Here is a 15,886-nt window from a genome sequence, read left to right as displayed (position 1 = left end):
GACAACCGAGGGGGTCGGATGACGGCGCTTTATGAAATGCGTGTTCGCCTGGGCGCAGATCCGGGCAACCTTGATGAGTTCAAGCTGCTGCACGGTGAGTTGGCAAAGCTCAATCACCCTGCCTGCCCAGACGTGGATTGGGCAAAGGTCGAGGGGTTGTCCTTGCGCCTCTTCGAGCTGAACGGGGTTGAGCTGCAGACAGCAGTGGCGTTCGTGCTTGCGCGCAGCTACCGCACGGGGCTGGCGGGCTTGACGGAAGGGCTGGCACTGCTCTCGACGCTGACCGATCAGTGGCCACGCTTGTGGCCAGTACAGGCATCAGCTCGCCTCGATCTCATGGCATGGCTGTTTGCTCAGTTGCATCCCTTGGTTCGCAGGGTGGAATGGGGCAGGTCAAGTTCGGCGGCGTTGGGCGAGCTGATGGTTGAGTTGAACCGGCTGGAGCAGCGTTTGGAGCGCCTTGGTCACGCGCCATTGGTTTCGCTACAGGTGTTTCGAAACCAGATAGTCAGCCTCCTGCAGCGCGTATCTGGAAGCATGGCGGCGCCGATGCCGCTTTTGTCTCAGCCATCGATATCGTTTGCTGAACCATCGGTCAGTCCTCATATCGCCTCTGTTTTGCCTGCACCGTCGTCCTACACGTTTGTTGTTGAGCATCCTGCGCAAACGCGCGCTGTACTGCCGTGGCTGCTGACCCTGATGGTCACCATTGCATTTTTGGGTTGGTTAGGGTGGCAACAATGGGCATCCACACAAGTCAACGAGCCTCCTGCCCCTGAGCCAATCCAGCTCGACAGCCTAAACCTGTTCGACCCCGGCAGCGCCGAACTGAAACCCGGCTCTACCAGGTTGCTGGTCAATGCCCTGGTGGGCATCAAGGCTCAGCCTGGTTGGCTCATCGTGATTACGGGACACGCGGATGCGCGGGGTGATGCGGCCAAGAACCTTGATCTTTCTCGTGCCCGTGCTTCTGCAGTGCGCGACTGGATGCAGCGCATGGGCGATATCCCGGACAGTTGCTTTGCAGTTCAGGGTGTCGCGGCCAGTCAGCCGGTGACAAGTAACGACACCCTGAAGGGCCGAGCGCAGAATCGTCGTGTGGATATTCGCTTGGTCCCTGAAGGTAGTGGTTGCGGTGAGCTAGAGGCTGCAGGGCGTTCGCTTGGCAGCGATGAGGCGGCGTGACGATGAACGGGTGGCGTCTTTGGAGTGTCAGGGCACTGGACGCAATTGGGAGTGCAAGTGCGGCCCTTAGCAGCAGCCTCTATGGCTTTTCCGGTGGTTGCTCAGTTGCAAGTCATCGATGACATAAACCTGGAACCCAAGCTATAGGCCAGCTCAGCTAAGTCCATGAGATAGCTGTTAGTCGCCTCAACAGCACTGGCGGTGTTCGGCGATTGCGGCTTCAGCCATTTTTTTTTACGAGCTTGGAATTTTTTAGGCTGACAACTTCAACGCGGTCATCGTGATGATAGAAGGGGGTGGGGCGATGTCTCCCACGGTCTTTACTGCTCTGAACAGCCAGACTCGGGTGGTAGTCCCACCACCCCTTCAAGTCGAAACATACAAGCGGGTTCACCCGCAAAGGGCTCTTCACCTAGAACTGATATTCCATCCCAGCCCCCGCGTACCACGACCGGCCCGGCGCTGCCTCGTAGTAGCGGCCATTGCCATCGCCGACGATTACCGACCCGACGTACTGACGGTCCAGCAGGTTATCCAGGCGCACCACTTGGTGGAAGGTCCAAGGCCCGACTTGCTGCTGCAAGCGCGTGCGCCAGTTGAACACCGCGTATCCCGGCGCCGCATGCTGGTCATTGGTGTCTTCGACATACACCTTGCTCCGGTATTGCCCTTCAAGGCCCATGCTGACGCCCTCGCGAGGCTTCCACACCAGCTCCCCGAACAGGCTGCTGCGCGGCACGCCAGGCAGCTGATTGCCTTTGTCGATGGTCGTGCTGCCTTGGGTAAAGGCCTGATCATAAGTGGCATCGAGCAAGGTGAAGGCCAGGTTGGCCTGCCACTGCTCATTCAGTTCGCGTTCAACGCCAAGCTCCAGGCCCCGGCGCAGGGTTTTGCCGGCGTTGCGGTAGCTGGTGCGGCCATCGGTGGAGGCGGCTACCACGATCTCGTCCTTGGTGCGGATCTCGAATATGGCGGCGTTGACCCGCGTGCGTTGATCCGGCCGCATCTTCAAGCCCAGCTCGTACTGAACACTGGTGGCCGGCTCAAGGCCGAAGTTGAAGCCCTCCAGTGCACCAGGGGCATAGGCCATCTCGGCCTGGGTGGGGGTTTCAAAGGCCTTGCCAGCGCTGATATAGCCGTGCAGGTCCGGGGTGAAGGCATACATCACCGACAGCGTCGGCGTGGTGCGCTGGTACTTCTTCGAACCGCTGGCGTCGCCGTTGGCCAGGAAGCGGTCGTCTACCTGCAGGCGCATGCTGCTGTGGCGCAGGCCGGCATCGACGGTCCAGCGCTCGAGTTCCCAATGCGCTTGTACGTAAGGGTCCAGGCTAGTGGCGGTGTCCTGTTCATTACGGCGCAGCTCGCCCTTCACGCCCAAAGTGTCGCCGCTGAAGTTCTGAAAGCCGCGGCGGTCGTCCCGGCTGCGGTCGTAGTCGGCACCCACCGTCAGCCTCAGGTTGCCGGGCGCCACGCTGATCGGCTGGATCCAGCGCAGGGTGCCACCATGGAACTCACGGTCGAAATCCACCACGCCGCCGCCACGGTTGTTGGCAGCCGTGCCCTTTGGGATCGACAGGTACTGAATAACGCTACGTTTGCCGCCATACAGGTTGAACTGCAAAGTGGCATCGCCAATGTAGCGCTCATAGTTCATGCCCACCTGCTGCTGGTGGATGCTCTTGCGGGTGTTGTACTGCTCGGCGCGCGCAGCGACCGAGCGCGGCGCGTGCTGATAGGCCTCCCAGGTCTGCCCCAAAGGGTCCTGAGTGCCATTTTGCTCCAAGGTGCTGACAACCAACGCCAGACGGCTGTCCTCGTCGGGTTTGACATGCACCTTGGCGAAGGTCTGGTCGCGGCGCGCTGCACTGTGGTCGCGGTAGCCATCGGTGTCCATGCGCGAGGCATCGAGCACGAAGCCTGCCTGCTCGGTGCCGCCTTCACTATAGAGGTGGTTCTTGTTGTAGCCATCGCTGCCGACGGTGGTTTCGGCGCCAACCTTGGGCGGGCCTGAGCCGTCGCGGGTGAACATCTGGATCACGCCGCCGGCATTGCTGCCATAAATGGCCGAGGCAGGGCCGCGCAGCACCTCGATACGGTCAGCCACATCCAGGTTCAACGACGCGGCCTGGCCTTGCCCGTCCGGTGTGCTGGCCGGGATGCCGTCGCTGAGCAGTTTGATGCCACGGATGCCAAAGGCAGCGCGGGCACCATAGCCACGTGAAGAAATCTGCAGGTCCTGGGCGTAGTTCTGGCGGTTCTGCACCACCAGCCCAGGTACGCGGTTGAGCGCCTCGGACAGGTTGACGCCCAGTTGGCCATCGGCGATCTGCTGGCGGTCCACGGTATCGATGGAGTAGGGCAGGTCGAAGCTGGGGTTGGGCGCATAGGTGCCGGTGACCACCACCGGCTCGAGCACGTTGAAGGTGCTGGCGGTTTCGGCCTGGGCGAGCGGGCACAGCCCAGGTAGCAGGGCAATCAGGGCCTTGCGGCGAAAAAAGGGGGAATGCATGCAGCGTCCTGCGTGGGTGGCTTCAAGGGCTTGGGAGGCAAAACCGCCAAGCCCCAGCCACAGTTCGAATCGGGTTAACGTTTGGCCGCCATGGCCGTGACTTCCACACGCATCTCAGGATAGGCGAGGGCCGCCACGCCAACTGCCGCACGCACTGGCCATGGTTTGCTGAAGAAACGTTGGTACACCTCGTTGAAGGCCGGGCGGTCGGCCATGTCGGTCAGGTAGATGGTCAGGTGCATGACCCGGTCCATACCGCTGCCGGCCCCTTCCAGCGCCTCTTTGAGCGCCTGCAGCATGCTTTCGCTCTGCTCAGTGATGTCACCCTCCAGGTTGGTCGGGATCTGGGTGGTCACCAGAATGCCATTGTACTGGGCTACATCGGAGGAAATGGAGTCGGCGTCGGAATCGGGCGTATAGATGAGCTCTGCCATGGGTACATGCCTTGCTACGGAAGGAAAGCTGCAAGCCTACGCGAGCAGGCCGCGAGGGTCGAGCCGTTGGGCCTGTATGCATTGAAATACCACGCCTGGGCCGTCAGAATCGCCGGCGACTTTGAGCAAGGGGGCTGGTGTTGAACGAAAAGACATTATCGATGCGCCTGGAGCGTGTGGCGGCCCATGTACCGCAAGGCGCGCGTCTGGCTGACATCGGCTCGGACCATGGCTACCTGCCGGTGGCCCTGGCCTTGCGCGGTGGTATCACCGCCGCGGTAGCCGGGGAGGTGGCGCAAGTGCCTTATGCATCGGCCCTGCGCAACGTGGCCCGCAACGGCTTGACCCAGGTGGTGACCGTGCGCCTGGCCGACGGCCTGGAGGCCCTGCAGCCTACCGACTGCATCAGCGCCATTACCCTGTGCGGTATGGGCGGCAAAACCATGTGCGAAATTCTTGAGCGTGGTAAAGCCCGGCTCAACGGCACCGAGCGCCTGGTCCTGCAGCCCAATGGCGATGAGCGCGAACTGCGCGAGTGGCTGATGCGCAACGGCTACCAGATCGTCAGCGAGGAGTTGCTGCGGGAAAACCGTTTCGACTATGAAATCATCGTCGCCGAGCCCGGCGAAGGGGTGACCTACAGCGCTGAAGAGTTGTACTTCGGGCCGCTGCTGATGCGCGAAAAAGCCCCGGCATTTTTGCACAAATGGCAACGCATGCTGCGCCAGAAACAACAAAGCCTGGCCAACTTCGAGCGGGCACGCGAAGCTGTGGCGGCGGAAAAACGGGAAGATTTTGCCCAGCAGATTGGCTGGATCAACGCGGTACTGGCCTGACTCACTGCTGCGAGCAGTTGCCCATTTCCCGGTAGTCCACGGCATGTTCCTGGCCTTGGTGATCGACATAGACCATATGCGCCGTACCGACCTGGCAGCGCGCCGCGTTGCTGGCCGGGGTGATCGATATCACCTTGGCGATATCCAGCGGCATGCCATAGGAATACGGCTTGGCGTCTGTATCGCCCGTGGATGAGCCGGCCAACGCGCCGAATGAGGCAAGCGCCGACGACAGCGCGGCTACAGCGATGGAAACTTTCATGGCGTACTCCTTTTGCACGGTTGCGCCATCATGCATTCATTGGTGATTTTCAATAAATGCCCTAACTCGTGATAGATTCTTGCCTTGAGCGTATGAATCCGACTGATCGAGGAATTAGGCCCGATGGATATGCTGCACGCCATGCGTACGTTTGCCCGTGTAGTGGAATGCGGCAGCTTCGCTGCAGCCGCCAACGCCCTCGACATCTCTGCGGCACAGGTGTCGCGCATCGTCGCTGAACTTGAAAACCAGTTACAGACCCGCCTGCTGCACCGCACCACGCGGCGCCTGCGCATGAGCGAGGCGGGTGAGCGCTTCCTGGAGCGGGCGCGGCAAATCATGGCGCTGACCGACGAAGCCATGGAAGAAGCGCGCGGGGCACACCTCACCCCACGGGGGCGCTTGCGGCTGCACTGCCCACATGGTTTGGGCATGCTGCTGATGCCGCTGGTGGCCGACTACAACACACTCTACCCAGACGTGGCGATAGAGCTGACGCTGTCCCAGCGCAACCCCGACCCCCTTGCAGAAGGGCACGATGTGGTCATCACCGTTGACCAGGCCTTGCCCGACTCGCAACTGATCGCAGTACCGTTGGGCACCATCTTCAGTATTCCCTGTGCCGCGCCCAGCTACCTCGCAAACCATGGCGTGCCCGAGCGGCCGGCAGACCTGCACGAGCACCGCTGCCTACGCATGGCGTATCCCATGCATGAAGGTGATTGGGTGTTTCCCCAAGGCGTGGATCATTGCGTGATCGCTCCGCGCGACAGCTTCCTGACCAATGTGGCGGATGCGATGCTGGTTGCCACCGAACTGGGTATGGGCATAGGTCTGCTGCCGTTCTACACCGCCAGCCAGTCCATCGAGCAAGGGCGCCTGCGCCGCTTACTGGCGCCGTACCGCCTCCGCGAAAACGCGCTTTATGCCATTTACCCTTCCCGGCACTACCTTGACGCCAAGGTCAGGACCTGGATCGACTACCTCAAGGAACGCCTGCCGGAGCTGTTCGAAGCCCACGCAAGGATTGTCGAGGAACCGCGATACTGGAGCTGAAACGGCCACCCAGCGGTGAACCCCGCTGAAGTGGCCGTGTTCGTGATTAGAGTCGCCCAGAGCCGGGCGAGGGGCAGTCGGTTAGCGGCTGTCCTGGTCTTCAGCGGTACCGCCGCTGTGGCCTGCGCCGGAGCCCGTGGCTTCACCGGTGCTGTTCGAGCCGCCGGCTGCACCATCGGCGGCATCGGTGTTGCTGCCGGTATCGCTGCTGTCGTTGTCTTTGGTACCACCCGGGCTGTTGACGCTGCTACCTTCGCCGGCGGTCTTGCCGCCGCGCTCGTCGACTTTCGGGTGGCTGTCGGTATTGGTCATGTCCGTAGCGGCGTAGCTGGTCGTGGTGGCGAGGCCTACGGCTAGGGCGAGCAACATCGAGTGAACGCGGGTCATGGCACGTCTCCTGTAAGGATGATCTGTCATTGCTTTGGCCCACGTGCGTGCCAGGGGTGCCCGATAGGCGACGGGCGGTAGCAATCAATGCCCAGTCCGTGACAACTCCTCATACTGGGCTGATGGCAAAGCCTGACCCGGTGTTCGCGGCTGCCCCCAATTCAGGCAAGGTCGACCTTGAGGGGGCAGCGTTACGCTTTAACGACCCTTCGGCTACCTGGCGTCTGGCTGCGCTGCCGTTTCACTGGCCTGTGCAGGCTGAAGCGGTGGGTGCTCCTGCGCCGCATGCATCAGGTCTTCGGTCACCCGTAATTCGGCACCGGTCGGTGAGAAGGTGGTCGAAGCTGTGAACGGCGCAGGGTGCTCAGCGGCCGGCCGCTTACCACGCCGCCAGAGGAAGAAACACACCATGCCCAGGTTGACCACGGCAAAGGCCCAGAACAGCCCTACCTCGCCATACTCAGTCATGGCCGGCGAAATGGCCAACGGCGCCATTGCCGAGCCCAGTGAGTTGATCAGCAGCAACCCTTGGATCATCGGCACCAGCGCATCGGACGGCGCTCGGTCGGCTGCATGGCTGACCGCCACAGGGTACAGGGCGAACACACCGCCCCCGAGCAGGAACAGCATCGCCGGCAGCAGCGCAGAATGCGAAGGCAGGAACACCGTCACCAGCGACAGCACCATGCAAAGCGCGGCCAAGGCGATCAGAACATCCTGGCGGTCCTTACGGTCGGACCAGCGCCCCACCGGATATTGCAGCAGCATGGCGCCAAGGATCACCCAGGCCATCATGTTGCCGACCTCGCCAACATCCAGGCCGATGCGCTGTAAGTACAGCGGCAACAGCGCGTAGATGCCGGCAATCACCACACCCGAGCCGAAGCAGCCGACCAGCCCCGAGGGTGCCACGCCCAACAGTTGCCGAGGCTTGAGCGGCTCGACCTGGTCCAGCAGCGGCGATACCCGCGGCAGAATCACGATCGGCAGCACCGACAGCGCCGCCAGCATGCCGGCGAGCATGAACGGGGCACTTTCGCCCAACTGGGTGATTTCGCCAAGGCCTGCCTGGGCGATCACACCTGCGCCGTAAAACGCGATCATGTACAGCGCCAGTAGGCGCCCACGGATCTTCGCGTCACCGGCCAGCAGCAACCAGCTTTCGATCACCAGGAAAACGCCCACTGCCGCCCAGCCGTTGATCAGGCGCAGTACCGACCACCAGGTGGTGTCGTAGAACAGACCTTGCAGCAAAATGGTTGCAGCGATCAGCGAGGCAAAGCTGGTGTAGGCACGGATATGGCCAATACGCAGGATCAACCGATCGTTGAAGATGGCGCCCAGGGTCAGGCCGATGAAGTAGGTCGACGAGACGATACCGATGGTCGTTGCCGATTCGCCGGCAGCGTCCAGGCGCAGGGTGGTAAGGGAAGACATAAAGCCGTTGCCCAGGGCAATGATGAACAGCCCGAGCAAGGGCGCCAGCGCCATGGCCAGCAAACGCGCAGACATACAAACCTCAAGTTGGAGTGGCGGTCAGAAAACGCCTTTTCGAACGCCCACGCAAAACGGCCCCATCGAGGGCCGAAAAAACTGCACGGATGTGCCTGGGCTGGATGCGACCTGGGCAAGACTCAACCGCTAGCCCCTGAAGGAAGTGGGCTGGGCGGGTTCGGTTGAGCCTATTTCACATGGGGGCATGTGTCAGGCCTGGACTGTGTCGTTGCTGCCGGTTGCCACCGTTCAAGGCGACGGGCGAAAAGGATGCGCGATTCTACGGCTTATGTACGATTTGCCCAAGAGGTCAATGCCTGCGACAGGACGCCGCAGGGTAGCAGTCAATGGTGCCCTGCAGGTTCGCGGGTGTCGATGCTCACTACCACCGACATCCCCGGGCGCAAACGTCCCGCCTCAGGCTGGTCGGGGTCGACGGTAATGCGCACTGGAATACGCTGGGCAATCTTCACGAAGTTACCGGTGGCGTTGTCGGCCTGGAGCAGGGCGAACTCGGAGCCGGTTGCCGGTGAAATCTGCTGCACGTGGCCATATAGCTTGTAGTGGTTCAAGGCGTCGACGGTAAAACTCACGGGTTGACCGATCCGCACATCGGCCATCTGGGTTTCCTTCATGTTGGCGACCACCCACAAGGTATCGGGCACCAGTGCCATCAATTGCGCGCCGGAGTTGACGTAGGCACCCAAACGCGTGCCAATCTGACCCAGCTGGCCATCGCGCGGTGCAGTGATACGGGTGTTGTCCAGGTCGATGCGAGCCAGCTCGACGGCCGCTTTGGCGTTTTCCACCGAGGCCTCCAGCGAAGCGCGGTTGACGATGACCGTTTCGCGGTCCTGGCGGGCGATTTCCAGCGCGGCCTTGGCCTGGGCCAGGCTGGCCACGGCGGCCGCTTCACTGGCCCGGGCAAGGTCCAGGGCGCTGCGAGACACCGACCCGTCGCTGACCAGCGCCTGGTTGCGGGCAAGGTCAGCCTTGGCCTTGTTGGCCTGCGCCGCTGCATCGTTGATCGCCGCCTGGCGCTGGGCGATGGTGGCTTGGGCACTGATGCGCTGCTGTTGGTTATTGGCCAGCGCCGCCTGTTGCTGTTGCAGCTGTGCGATGGCCTGGGCCAGGCGCTGGGTATAGATGCGGTCGTCCAGCTTCACCAATAAGTCGCCGGCTTTGACGAACTGAAAATCATGCACCGGCACCTGGACCACATAGCCGCTCAACTGCGGCCCAATGATCGTCACCTGGCCGCGCACCATGGCATTTTCGGTGCTTTCGATAGCCCTGCTGAAGGGCGGCAGGTTCCAGGCGTACAGCACGACCAGTACGCCTGCCAATGCCACGCAGGCAAAACTGATCGACGACAGAATACGTACCCGCCGCGTGCGCACAGGGCTTGTGGGTTCACTGGGTGGCGCGCTGCCCTCTGGGGTTTCGGCAAGGGCAGTGGTGGTGGTGCTGCGAGTATCTTCGGTCATTGACTGGCGGTACCGCTGGTGGCGTCGGGGGATGCAGCCTGGCGCGAGACATACCACAGCCAGGAACCGCGAAGGGTAATCCAGACCATGGTCAGCACGGCGATGCTGCCGATCAGCATGAATACATCGTTATAGGCCATCACATTGGCCTCGCGCGTGGCGGCGTTGGCCAACGCGCGCAGGCCTGCTTCGCTGCGCAGCGCCGGGTCGGCGAGCACCCTTGCATAGCCCGCGCCGCCACTTTGAACACGGGCGCTGACCAGCGGTTCCAGGAAGCTGAGGCGGTCCACCAGGTGGTTGGAATGATACTTCTCGCGCCAGGTCTGGAAGGTGCCCAGCAACGCTGCGCCGATCAACCCACCGAGGTTGTTGCAAATGCCGAACAGCACCGAGAAGCTCACCAGGTTGCGCGGGTTGGCGCGCACATGGCTGATGCCCAGGGCCATCGACGGGCCGAGGAAAAAGGTGCTGCCAAACGCCAGCAGGAATTGGCTCAGGTACATTTGCGCGGGGCGCGTGAGGTTACTGGAGTGGCTGTCCATGAACGCCCCCGTGGCCATCGCCAACAGCGAAACGAACAGCGGAATGATCAGGTGCTTTGGGCTGATGGTCAGCGCACTGCTGGCCAGGCCCGCAACGGCCCCCAGCAGCATGACCCAGTACAGGGGGCGCATCTGTTCGCTGCCCATGTTGAGCATTTGCAAAAAGCCCACTGCGCCGGTGGACTGCTCAGAGGTGACCATGCGAATCAGAATGACGCAAAGGCCCAGGCGAATGATCGCGCCGCTGCCCAACCAGCGGGTCATCAACAGTGGGTTCTGGCGGTTGTGCTCGATGGCAAGGCCGGTGAAGATCAGGGCGATGGAGCAGGCCAAGGCCACGCCAATCCATTGTGCTTCCAGCCACCAGTCGATACGCCCCAGGGACAGGGCGGCGCAAAGCAGGGCCACCCCGCTGGCCATCAAGGTGAAAGTGAGGAAGTCCAGCGGTTCGAAGGTTTTGAAGCGGTCCCCCGGTGGCAGCTTGAGTAACAGCACGCAGCCCAGTGCCGACAGTGCCAGCCCCAGTTCGAACAGGTACAGGCCACGCCATTGCGCCATTTGCAGCAGGTCTTCGGAGAAAATCCGCGCAAGCGGCAGCGCCAGCTGCGACGCGCCCAGGCCCAGCACCATGGCCTTGAGCCGCCAACGCTCGGGGAACGCTTGGATCATGTAATAAAGCCCAAGCGAACTCAGCGCGGCGCCCACCATGCCGTGGGCGGCGCGCACGGCGATGGCCGAGTTCAAGTCGTTGACCAGCAAGTGGGCGAAGGTCACCAGGACATACAGCACCAGAAACACTTCGGTAAAAGCGCGCAGGCCGAACTGCTGGCGGAACTTGACCAACAACAGGTTCATCGACACGTTGGTCATCACATAGGCCGCTGGCAGCCAGGCCATCTCGGCACTGGTCGCGCCTAGCGCGCCTTGCAGAAACACCAGGTTGGCAGTGACCAAAGCATTACCCAGGCCACCGGTGATCGCCACCAGCAGCCCGACCAACCCGAATGCCAGGCGCTTGGCCGGGGAATGCAGAGGCGTGGAAGGGGAGCCGGGGAGGCTGGGCTTTTCGTGGGGCAGCCACTGGCGCGGGGCGTATTTGTTCATGGCGCTGACTGTACTTCAGGGCTTGTGGCTGTGTGAACAGATGTTTGAGTCAAGGCTTTGGTGCGTTTGACCATGAGCGCAACCCCTCGGCGCTTTGTTGCGCTGGCCGAACGGTGCTCATGGTGTGCCGCCCAAGGCGCGCGCTAGAAACCCGGCTGTGCGGCTGTGTTCACACTCAGCCACCTGCTGTGGCGTACCACTTGCCACCACCTTGCCACCTGCGTCCCCGGCCCCTGGACCGATGTCGATCACCCAGTCACTCTGCGCCACCACGCGCATGTCGTGCTCGACCACCACGACGCTGTGCCCGGCCTCGACCAGGCGGTTGAGCTGTGCCAGTAAGCGATCGACATCCTGTGGATGCAGGCCATTGGTGGGTTCGTCCAGCACATACAAGGTCGCTGCGCGGGTCACCCGCTGCAGTTCGGTGGCCAGCTTGATCCGCTGCGCCTCGCCGCCGGAAAGCTCGGTGGCCGGCTGGCCCAGGCGCAAATAGCCCAGGCCGATATCCTGCAGAACTTCCAGGCAACGCCGCGCCGATGGTTGATCGGCAAACACCTGCAGCGCTTGCTCGACGGTCAGTTGCAGCACCTGGGCGATGTTCATCCCCTGCCAGGTGACTGCCAGCGTCTCGGGGTTGTAACGGGCGCCATGGCAGGTCGGGCAGGGGGCATAGACACTCGGCATGAACAGCAGCTCGATACTGACGAAGCCTTCGCCTTCGCAGTTTTCGCAACGCCCCTTGGCCACATTGAACGAAAAGCGCCCGGCATCGAAGCCGCAGGCCTTGGCCTGCTCAGTGGCGGCAAACAGTTTGCGCACGCCATCGAACAGCCCGGTATAGGTCGCAAGGTTCGAGCGTGGCGTGCGGCCGATGGGCTTCTGGTCGACCTGCACCAGCCGCTTGATGCTGCCAAGCCCCGCGCTGACGCGGCCGCTGCTGGGCGCCTCGGGTTCATCTTCAAGGCTGTACTCTGGCGTCTGATCTTGCTGTTTGGCCTGGCCCAAATGTGCACCCACCAGCTCCAGCAGGGCCTGGCTCACCAAGCTCGACTTGCCTGAGCCTGAAATGCCGGTTACCGATGTGAAGCAGCCCAAAGCAAAGCGCGCACTGACATTGTCGAGGTTGTTGCGCGTGATGCCATCAAGCACCAGCCAATCGTGGGGCTGGCGGGGCGTGCGCTCAGTAGGGCGCTGCTTGGCGAACAAGTAGGCAGCGGTGGGTGAGCCCTTGATCTGCGCCAGGCCACTAGGCGGGCCGCTGTACAGGACCTGCCCGCCATGTTCACCGGCCGCAGGGCCGACGTCCACCAACCAGTCGGCGCGGCGCATGGTATCCAAATCGTGCTCCACGACATACACCGAGTTGCCCGCCTGCTTGAGCCGCTGCAAGGCATCGAACAGCGCTTGGCTGTCCGCGGGATGCAAGCCGGCCGAAGGCTCGTCGAGCACATAGATCACCCCGAACAGCTGCGAGTTGAGCTGTGTGGCCAGGCGCAAGCGTTGCAGTTCGCCAAATGACAGGGTGGGTGTGCTGCGTTCAAGGGCCAGATAACCCAGGCCCAGGTCGATCAGGGTATCGATCCGCTCCAACAGTTCGTTGGCAATGCGTTGTGCAGCCAGGCGCTTTTCCAGTGTCAGCCCATCATCGTGCGCGTCCAGGTAGTCGGGAGCTGCCACTTGGCGCAGCACCTGGGCCAATGCCTGTAACGACAGCCGCGACAGCTCACCGATGTCACGCCCGGCGAACGTCACCTCAAGAGCCGCACGCTTGAGCCGCTTGCCCTGGCATGCAGGGCACGCGCTGGGCCGCATGAATTGCCCCACGCGTTTGCGCATCTGTGCGCTTTGCGAATGCATGAAGGTGTGCAGTACATAGCGCCGTGCGCCGCTGAAGGTGCCCTGATAACTCGGCTCCAGCTTACGCTTGAGCGCTGCACGGGTCTGTGCAGGTATCAGGCCCGCGTATACCGGCACGGTGGGCGTTTCTTCGGTGTAGAGAATCCAGTCGCGCTGTTCCTGGGGCAGTTCGCGCCACGGGATGTCGACGTCGTAGCCCAGGGTCACCAGGATGTCACGCAGGTTCTGCCCCTGCCAGGCCATCGGCCATGCCGCCACGGCACGCTCGCGGATGGTCAGTGACGGGTCGGGAACCATGGTCGCTTCGGTCACTTCATAAACCCGCCCCAGGCCATGGCACTGCGGGCAGGCGCCCTGGGGGGTATTGGGCGAGAAGTCCTCGGCGTACAGCATCGGCTGCCCGGCCGGATAGTGACCGGCGCGCGAATACAGCATACGGATCGAGCTGGACAGTGTAGTGACGCTGCCCACCGACGATCGGGCGCTGGGGGTACCACGCTGCTGTTGCAGGGCCACGGCCGGGGGCAGGCCTTCGATCGCGTCGACGTCCGGCACGCCCACCTGGTCGATCAGCCGCCGGGCGTAGGGGGCCACTGATTCGAAGTAGCGGCGCTGGGCTTCGGCATAGAGCGTGGAGAAGGCCAGGGAGGATTTGCCCGAGCCCGACACCCCGGTAAACACCACCAGCGCGTCACGGGGGATGTCGACGTCGACGTTCTTGAGGTTGTGTTCACGGGCACCGCGCACGCGGATGAACCCGTTGGGGGTGGGCTGGCGAGGCGACATAAAGCGGTCCTTGGCGGGTCGGAACGCTCAAGGTAGCAGTATTTGCCTGGGCTGTGACCGGCTAGTTCGCGGGTTTGTCCGCGAACGAGCCAACGCGGTCGCTAGAAAATCAGGACCGTTCGCGGGTGCCCAGCACATCGCGAATGTTGTCCACCACATTGCTGTCCTTGATCACGTCGCTCAGCCAGCCTTCCAGCGGCATGTTGCCCCATTTGATGGCGCGCTCGATCAGATAAGGGACCGGGCTTTGCGGCTCACTCTGCTTGAAGAACTGAGCGATGCCGGCGAGCATGGTGAAGGCTTCATCGCGGGTCAGTGGCGTGGTGCGCATGGGCGCCGGTGTGGCGCTTAGGGCGGGCGTGCTCATCGGTTCATCTGCCTCGCTGTGGTGGGCAGGAGTGCTGTCAGGGGTTGCTTCGGTCAATGCCGCAGGATGCAGTTCCACCCCGCGGTCCTTGAGCAATTTTTCAGCCAGCTGGCTTGCGCGCGTGAGCATGTCTGCAAGGCTCGCAAAGCTTGGAGCTTCATGCCCGAACAAGCGGTCGATGCTGGTTTGCAGCCGATTGCAGGCCTGCAGGCTGGCGGCCAGCTGCAAGGCCTTGTCGCGCAGGTGCTCAGTGTCGCTCAGTGCCACCGAGCGCTGGAAGATTTCGGCATTGATCTTGCCTTCGTTCAAGGCAGTTTGCATCGCCTTGGGGTTTTGCAATGCAAGGTTTTCTACATGGCGTGATTCGTCGTAGCGCAGCACGCCGAAATTCTGCCCTTGGGTAATGGGCAAGCCACCGGCAATGTCGGTGAGCGTGGTTTTGAGCCAGGAAAGCCGTGCAGCGCGCTCCTCCAGGCCGTCGTCAAGCGATGGGTAGGCGCTTTCCCAGAATGTGTCGAGAATGCGCTCGGTCAGTTCCAGGCCAAAGGTGATGCCGTCGAAGTGCTCGCGATGGGCCAGGCCTTCGCTGAGCCAGGCCACCAGCATCAAGTCTTTGCTCTGCTCGATCAAACCCTGAGCCGATAGCTGGATGACCTGTTCCCAATCGGCGGTTTTCAGGTCGGTCTGCCAGTCGCCTTGGGTCAGGTAGTCAGGGTCTGCCCGGCGGGCCTCCTTGATCTGATCGAACAAGGCGGAGAAGCTCAAGTCTTCGCCACTGCCACCGTCTATCGGTGCGGCCAGCTCGGCCAGCGAAAGGTCTTTGAGGATTTCAGGCATAAAACACTCTGTTCAGGCAAAGGAAGCGGCGTGCCGGGCCAGCCGGCACAACGCGGAACATGGGCCGCGCGCGCGGCCCATGCGCACATAGGTGCTTAGGCGAACACCTTGTTCGCGGTGCGGTCCCAGCCACCGACGATGTTGCCGCCGGCCTGGCCGTCGGTGCGGTTCTGTTGGGTGTAGGTGGTCTTGATGCGGGCGAAGTTGAAGCTGATCTCTTCGATCGGCAGGTCGCTCACGGCTTTGTCTTCGCCGCCCTGGTTGCCACCGGCGACGAAGCGCACGGACGACACGACCACTTCTTCCATGTCGATGGTCAGGTAGGTGACCTTGTCGCCACCGGCACGGTTGACGTTCAGCTTGAGTTTGGCGATGTGCTTGCCGGTGCAGCAGTGCTCGAACAGCTTGGCCGAGGCCTTGTCGACTGCCTTGCGGATCTTGAAGTCGCTCAGGGCAACACGCTCGGAGGAAGCACCGCCCGAGGAGCTTGCGGTAGCCGAGGTGGCCTGGGTGGCGCCGTACTCGTAGCCCAGCACTTCGATCCAGTCCTTGTGTTTTTCATCCAGTACTTCGCCTGGGATGCCGTCGATTTGGATATACGCGTCAAAAGCCATTGTGAAACTCTCCATTAACATCATTGAAGGGTTGCTCATGCACCCCTTGGTTTTGACCTCGCCGACCCAGTCGGCAGAGGTAGCTTGCCGCCCTCCGGGCTTCCTCCAGTGAGGCCCGGGTGGCCG

Annotated in this window: 13 protein-coding genes and 1 pseudogene; 3 read left to right on the top strand and 11 right to left on the bottom strand. The window is 62.3% G+C overall.

Translation table 11 applies throughout. The features are described from left to right. The first annotated feature begins 18 nt into the window (after positions 1 to 18). Positions 19 to 1,185 (top strand): OmpA family protein, encoded by a 1,167-nt coding sequence (locus J5M56_RS04970; protein ID WP_207870071.1) that lies wholly within the window; start codon positions 19 to 21, stop codon positions 1,183 to 1,185. Positions 1,186 to 1,269: 84 nt separating this feature from the next. Here J5M56_RS04970 and J5M56_RS27215 read toward each other — a convergent pair. The 3 genes and pseudogenes from J5M56_RS27215 to J5M56_RS04960 all read right to left on the bottom strand — a co-directional run. After that, positions 1,270 to 1,525, bottom strand: a pseudogene (locus J5M56_RS27215) (hypothetical protein); the annotation flags it as partial. A 72-nt stretch (positions 1,526 to 1,597) separates the two neighbouring features. Then, positions 1,598 to 3,694, bottom strand: coding sequence for a TonB-dependent receptor (locus J5M56_RS04965; protein ID WP_207870069.1), 2,097 nt, complete (start codon positions 3,692 to 3,694; stop codon positions 1,598 to 1,600). A 74-nt stretch (positions 3,695 to 3,768) separates the two neighbouring features. Further along, positions 3,769 to 4,128 carry a RidA family protein gene (locus tag J5M56_RS04960; protein ID WP_207870067.1) on the bottom strand — a complete coding sequence of 120 codons (360 nt, stop codon included), beginning with the start codon at positions 4,126 to 4,128 and terminating at the stop codon, positions 3,769 to 3,771. A gap of 140 nt (positions 4,129 to 4,268) precedes the next feature. On the opposite strand from J5M56_RS04960, the gene J5M56_RS04955 reads away from it, so the two are divergent. Then, positions 4,269 to 4,964: a tRNA (adenine(22)-N(1))-methyltransferase TrmK gene (locus J5M56_RS04955; protein WP_060476621.1), complete on the top strand. Its 696-nt coding sequence runs from the start codon at positions 4,269 to 4,271 to the stop codon at positions 4,962 to 4,964. 1 nt (position 4,965) lies between these two features. Here the strand turns inward: J5M56_RS04955 and J5M56_RS04950 are convergent, their stop codons facing one another. Then, complete coding sequence (locus tag J5M56_RS04950; protein WP_207870065.1) at positions 4,966 to 5,226, bottom strand: DUF2790 domain-containing protein; 261 nt, start codon at positions 5,224 to 5,226, stop codon at positions 4,966 to 4,968. Between the two features lie 123 nt (positions 5,227 to 5,349). Between J5M56_RS04950 and J5M56_RS04945 the strand changes: the two genes are divergently transcribed. Next, a complete protein-coding gene (locus J5M56_RS04945; RefSeq protein WP_207870063.1) occupies positions 5,350 to 6,282 on the top strand; it encodes a LysR family transcriptional regulator in 933 nt (310 codons plus the stop codon). Between the two features lie 81 nt (positions 6,283 to 6,363). Here J5M56_RS04945 and J5M56_RS04940 read toward each other — a convergent pair whose 3' ends face one another. From J5M56_RS04940 to J5M56_RS04910, 7 genes are all read right to left on the bottom strand, one after another. Continuing rightward, positions 6,364 to 6,669, bottom strand: coding sequence for a hypothetical protein (locus tag J5M56_RS04940; protein WP_060476452.1), 306 nt, complete (start codon positions 6,667 to 6,669; stop codon positions 6,364 to 6,366). A gap of 213 nt (positions 6,670 to 6,882) precedes the next feature. Further along, positions 6,883 to 8,181 (bottom strand): MFS transporter, encoded by a 1,299-nt coding sequence (locus tag J5M56_RS04935; RefSeq protein ID WP_060476451.1) that lies wholly within the window; start codon positions 8,179 to 8,181, stop codon positions 6,883 to 6,885. A gap of 326 nt (positions 8,182 to 8,507) precedes the next feature. After that, positions 8,508 to 9,650 carry an HlyD family secretion protein gene (locus tag J5M56_RS04930; protein WP_207870061.1) on the bottom strand — a complete coding sequence of 381 codons (1,143 nt, stop codon included), beginning with the start codon at positions 9,648 to 9,650 and terminating at the stop codon, positions 8,508 to 8,510. Further along, positions 9,647 to 11,296, bottom strand: a complete 1,650-nt coding sequence (locus J5M56_RS04925) for an MFS transporter (protein ID WP_207870059.1) — start codon at positions 11,294 to 11,296, stop codon at positions 9,647 to 9,649. The genes J5M56_RS04930 and J5M56_RS04925 overlap by 4 nt, the downstream gene beginning before the upstream one ends. Positions 11,297 to 11,413: 117 nt before the next feature. Next, positions 11,414 to 13,942, bottom strand: a complete 2,529-nt coding sequence (locus J5M56_RS04920) for an excinuclease ABC subunit UvrA (RefSeq protein WP_207870057.1) — start codon at positions 13,940 to 13,942, stop codon at positions 11,414 to 11,416. A gap of 109 nt (positions 13,943 to 14,051) precedes the next feature. Continuing rightward, a complete protein-coding gene (gene tssA, locus J5M56_RS04915; protein ID WP_207870055.1) occupies positions 14,052 to 15,146 on the bottom strand; it encodes a type VI secretion system protein TssA in 1,095 nt (364 codons plus the stop codon). A 95-nt stretch (positions 15,147 to 15,241) separates the two neighbouring features. After that, positions 15,242 to 15,760: a type VI secretion system tube protein Hcp gene (locus tag J5M56_RS04910; protein ID WP_060476446.1), complete on the bottom strand. Its 519-nt coding sequence runs from the start codon at positions 15,758 to 15,760 to the stop codon at positions 15,242 to 15,244. Positions 15,761 to 15,886 lie beyond the last annotated feature (126 nt).

It is taken from the genome of Pseudomonas sp. 51_B (assembly GCF_017491595.1).
GTDB lineage: Bacteria > Pseudomonadota > Gammaproteobacteria > Pseudomonadales > Pseudomonadaceae > Aquipseudomonas > Aquipseudomonas promysalinigenes.
Note: the sequence above shows the minus strand (reverse complement) of the source record. Positions and strands in the feature narration are given on the sequence as shown.

Coding starts and splice junctions, on each gene's coding strand:
- J5M56_RS04965 (WP_207870069.1), bottom strand. CDS start 3,694: ATGCATTCCCCCTTTTTTCGCCGCAAGGCCCTGATTGCCCTGCTACCT.
- J5M56_RS04920 (WP_207870057.1), bottom strand. CDS start 13,942: ATGTCGCCTCGCCAGCCCACCCCCAACGGGTTCATCCGCGTGCGCGGT.
- J5M56_RS04960 (WP_207870067.1), bottom strand. CDS start 4,128: ATGGCAGAGCTCATCTATACGCCCGATTCCGACGCCGACTCCATTTCC.
- J5M56_RS04945 (WP_207870063.1), top strand. CDS start 5,350: ATGGATATGCTGCACGCCATGCGTACGTTTGCCCGTGTAGTGGAATGC.
- J5M56_RS04930 (WP_207870061.1), bottom strand. CDS start 9,650: ATGACCGAAGATACTCGCAGCACCACCACCACTGCCCTTGCCGAAACC.
- J5M56_RS04950 (WP_207870065.1), bottom strand. CDS start 5,226: ATGAAAGTTTCCATCGCTGTAGCCGCGCTGTCGTCGGCGCTTGCCTCA.
- J5M56_RS04970 (WP_207870071.1), top strand. CDS start 19: ATGACGGCGCTTTATGAAATGCGTGTTCGCCTGGGCGCAGATCCGGGC.
- J5M56_RS04935 (WP_060476451.1), bottom strand. CDS start 8,181: ATGTCTGCGCGTTTGCTGGCCATGGCGCTGGCGCCCTTGCTCGGGCTG.
- J5M56_RS04910 (WP_060476446.1), bottom strand. CDS start 15,760: ATGGCTTTTGACGCGTATATCCAAATCGACGGCATCCCAGGCGAAGTA.
- tssA (WP_207870055.1), bottom strand. CDS start 15,146: ATGCCTGAAATCCTCAAAGACCTTTCGCTGGCCGAGCTGGCCGCACCG.
- J5M56_RS04925 (WP_207870059.1), bottom strand. CDS start 11,296: ATGAACAAATACGCCCCGCGCCAGTGGCTGCCCCACGAAAAGCCCAGC.
- J5M56_RS04940 (WP_060476452.1), bottom strand. CDS start 6,669: ATGACCCGCGTTCACTCGATGTTGCTCGCCCTAGCCGTAGGCCTCGCC.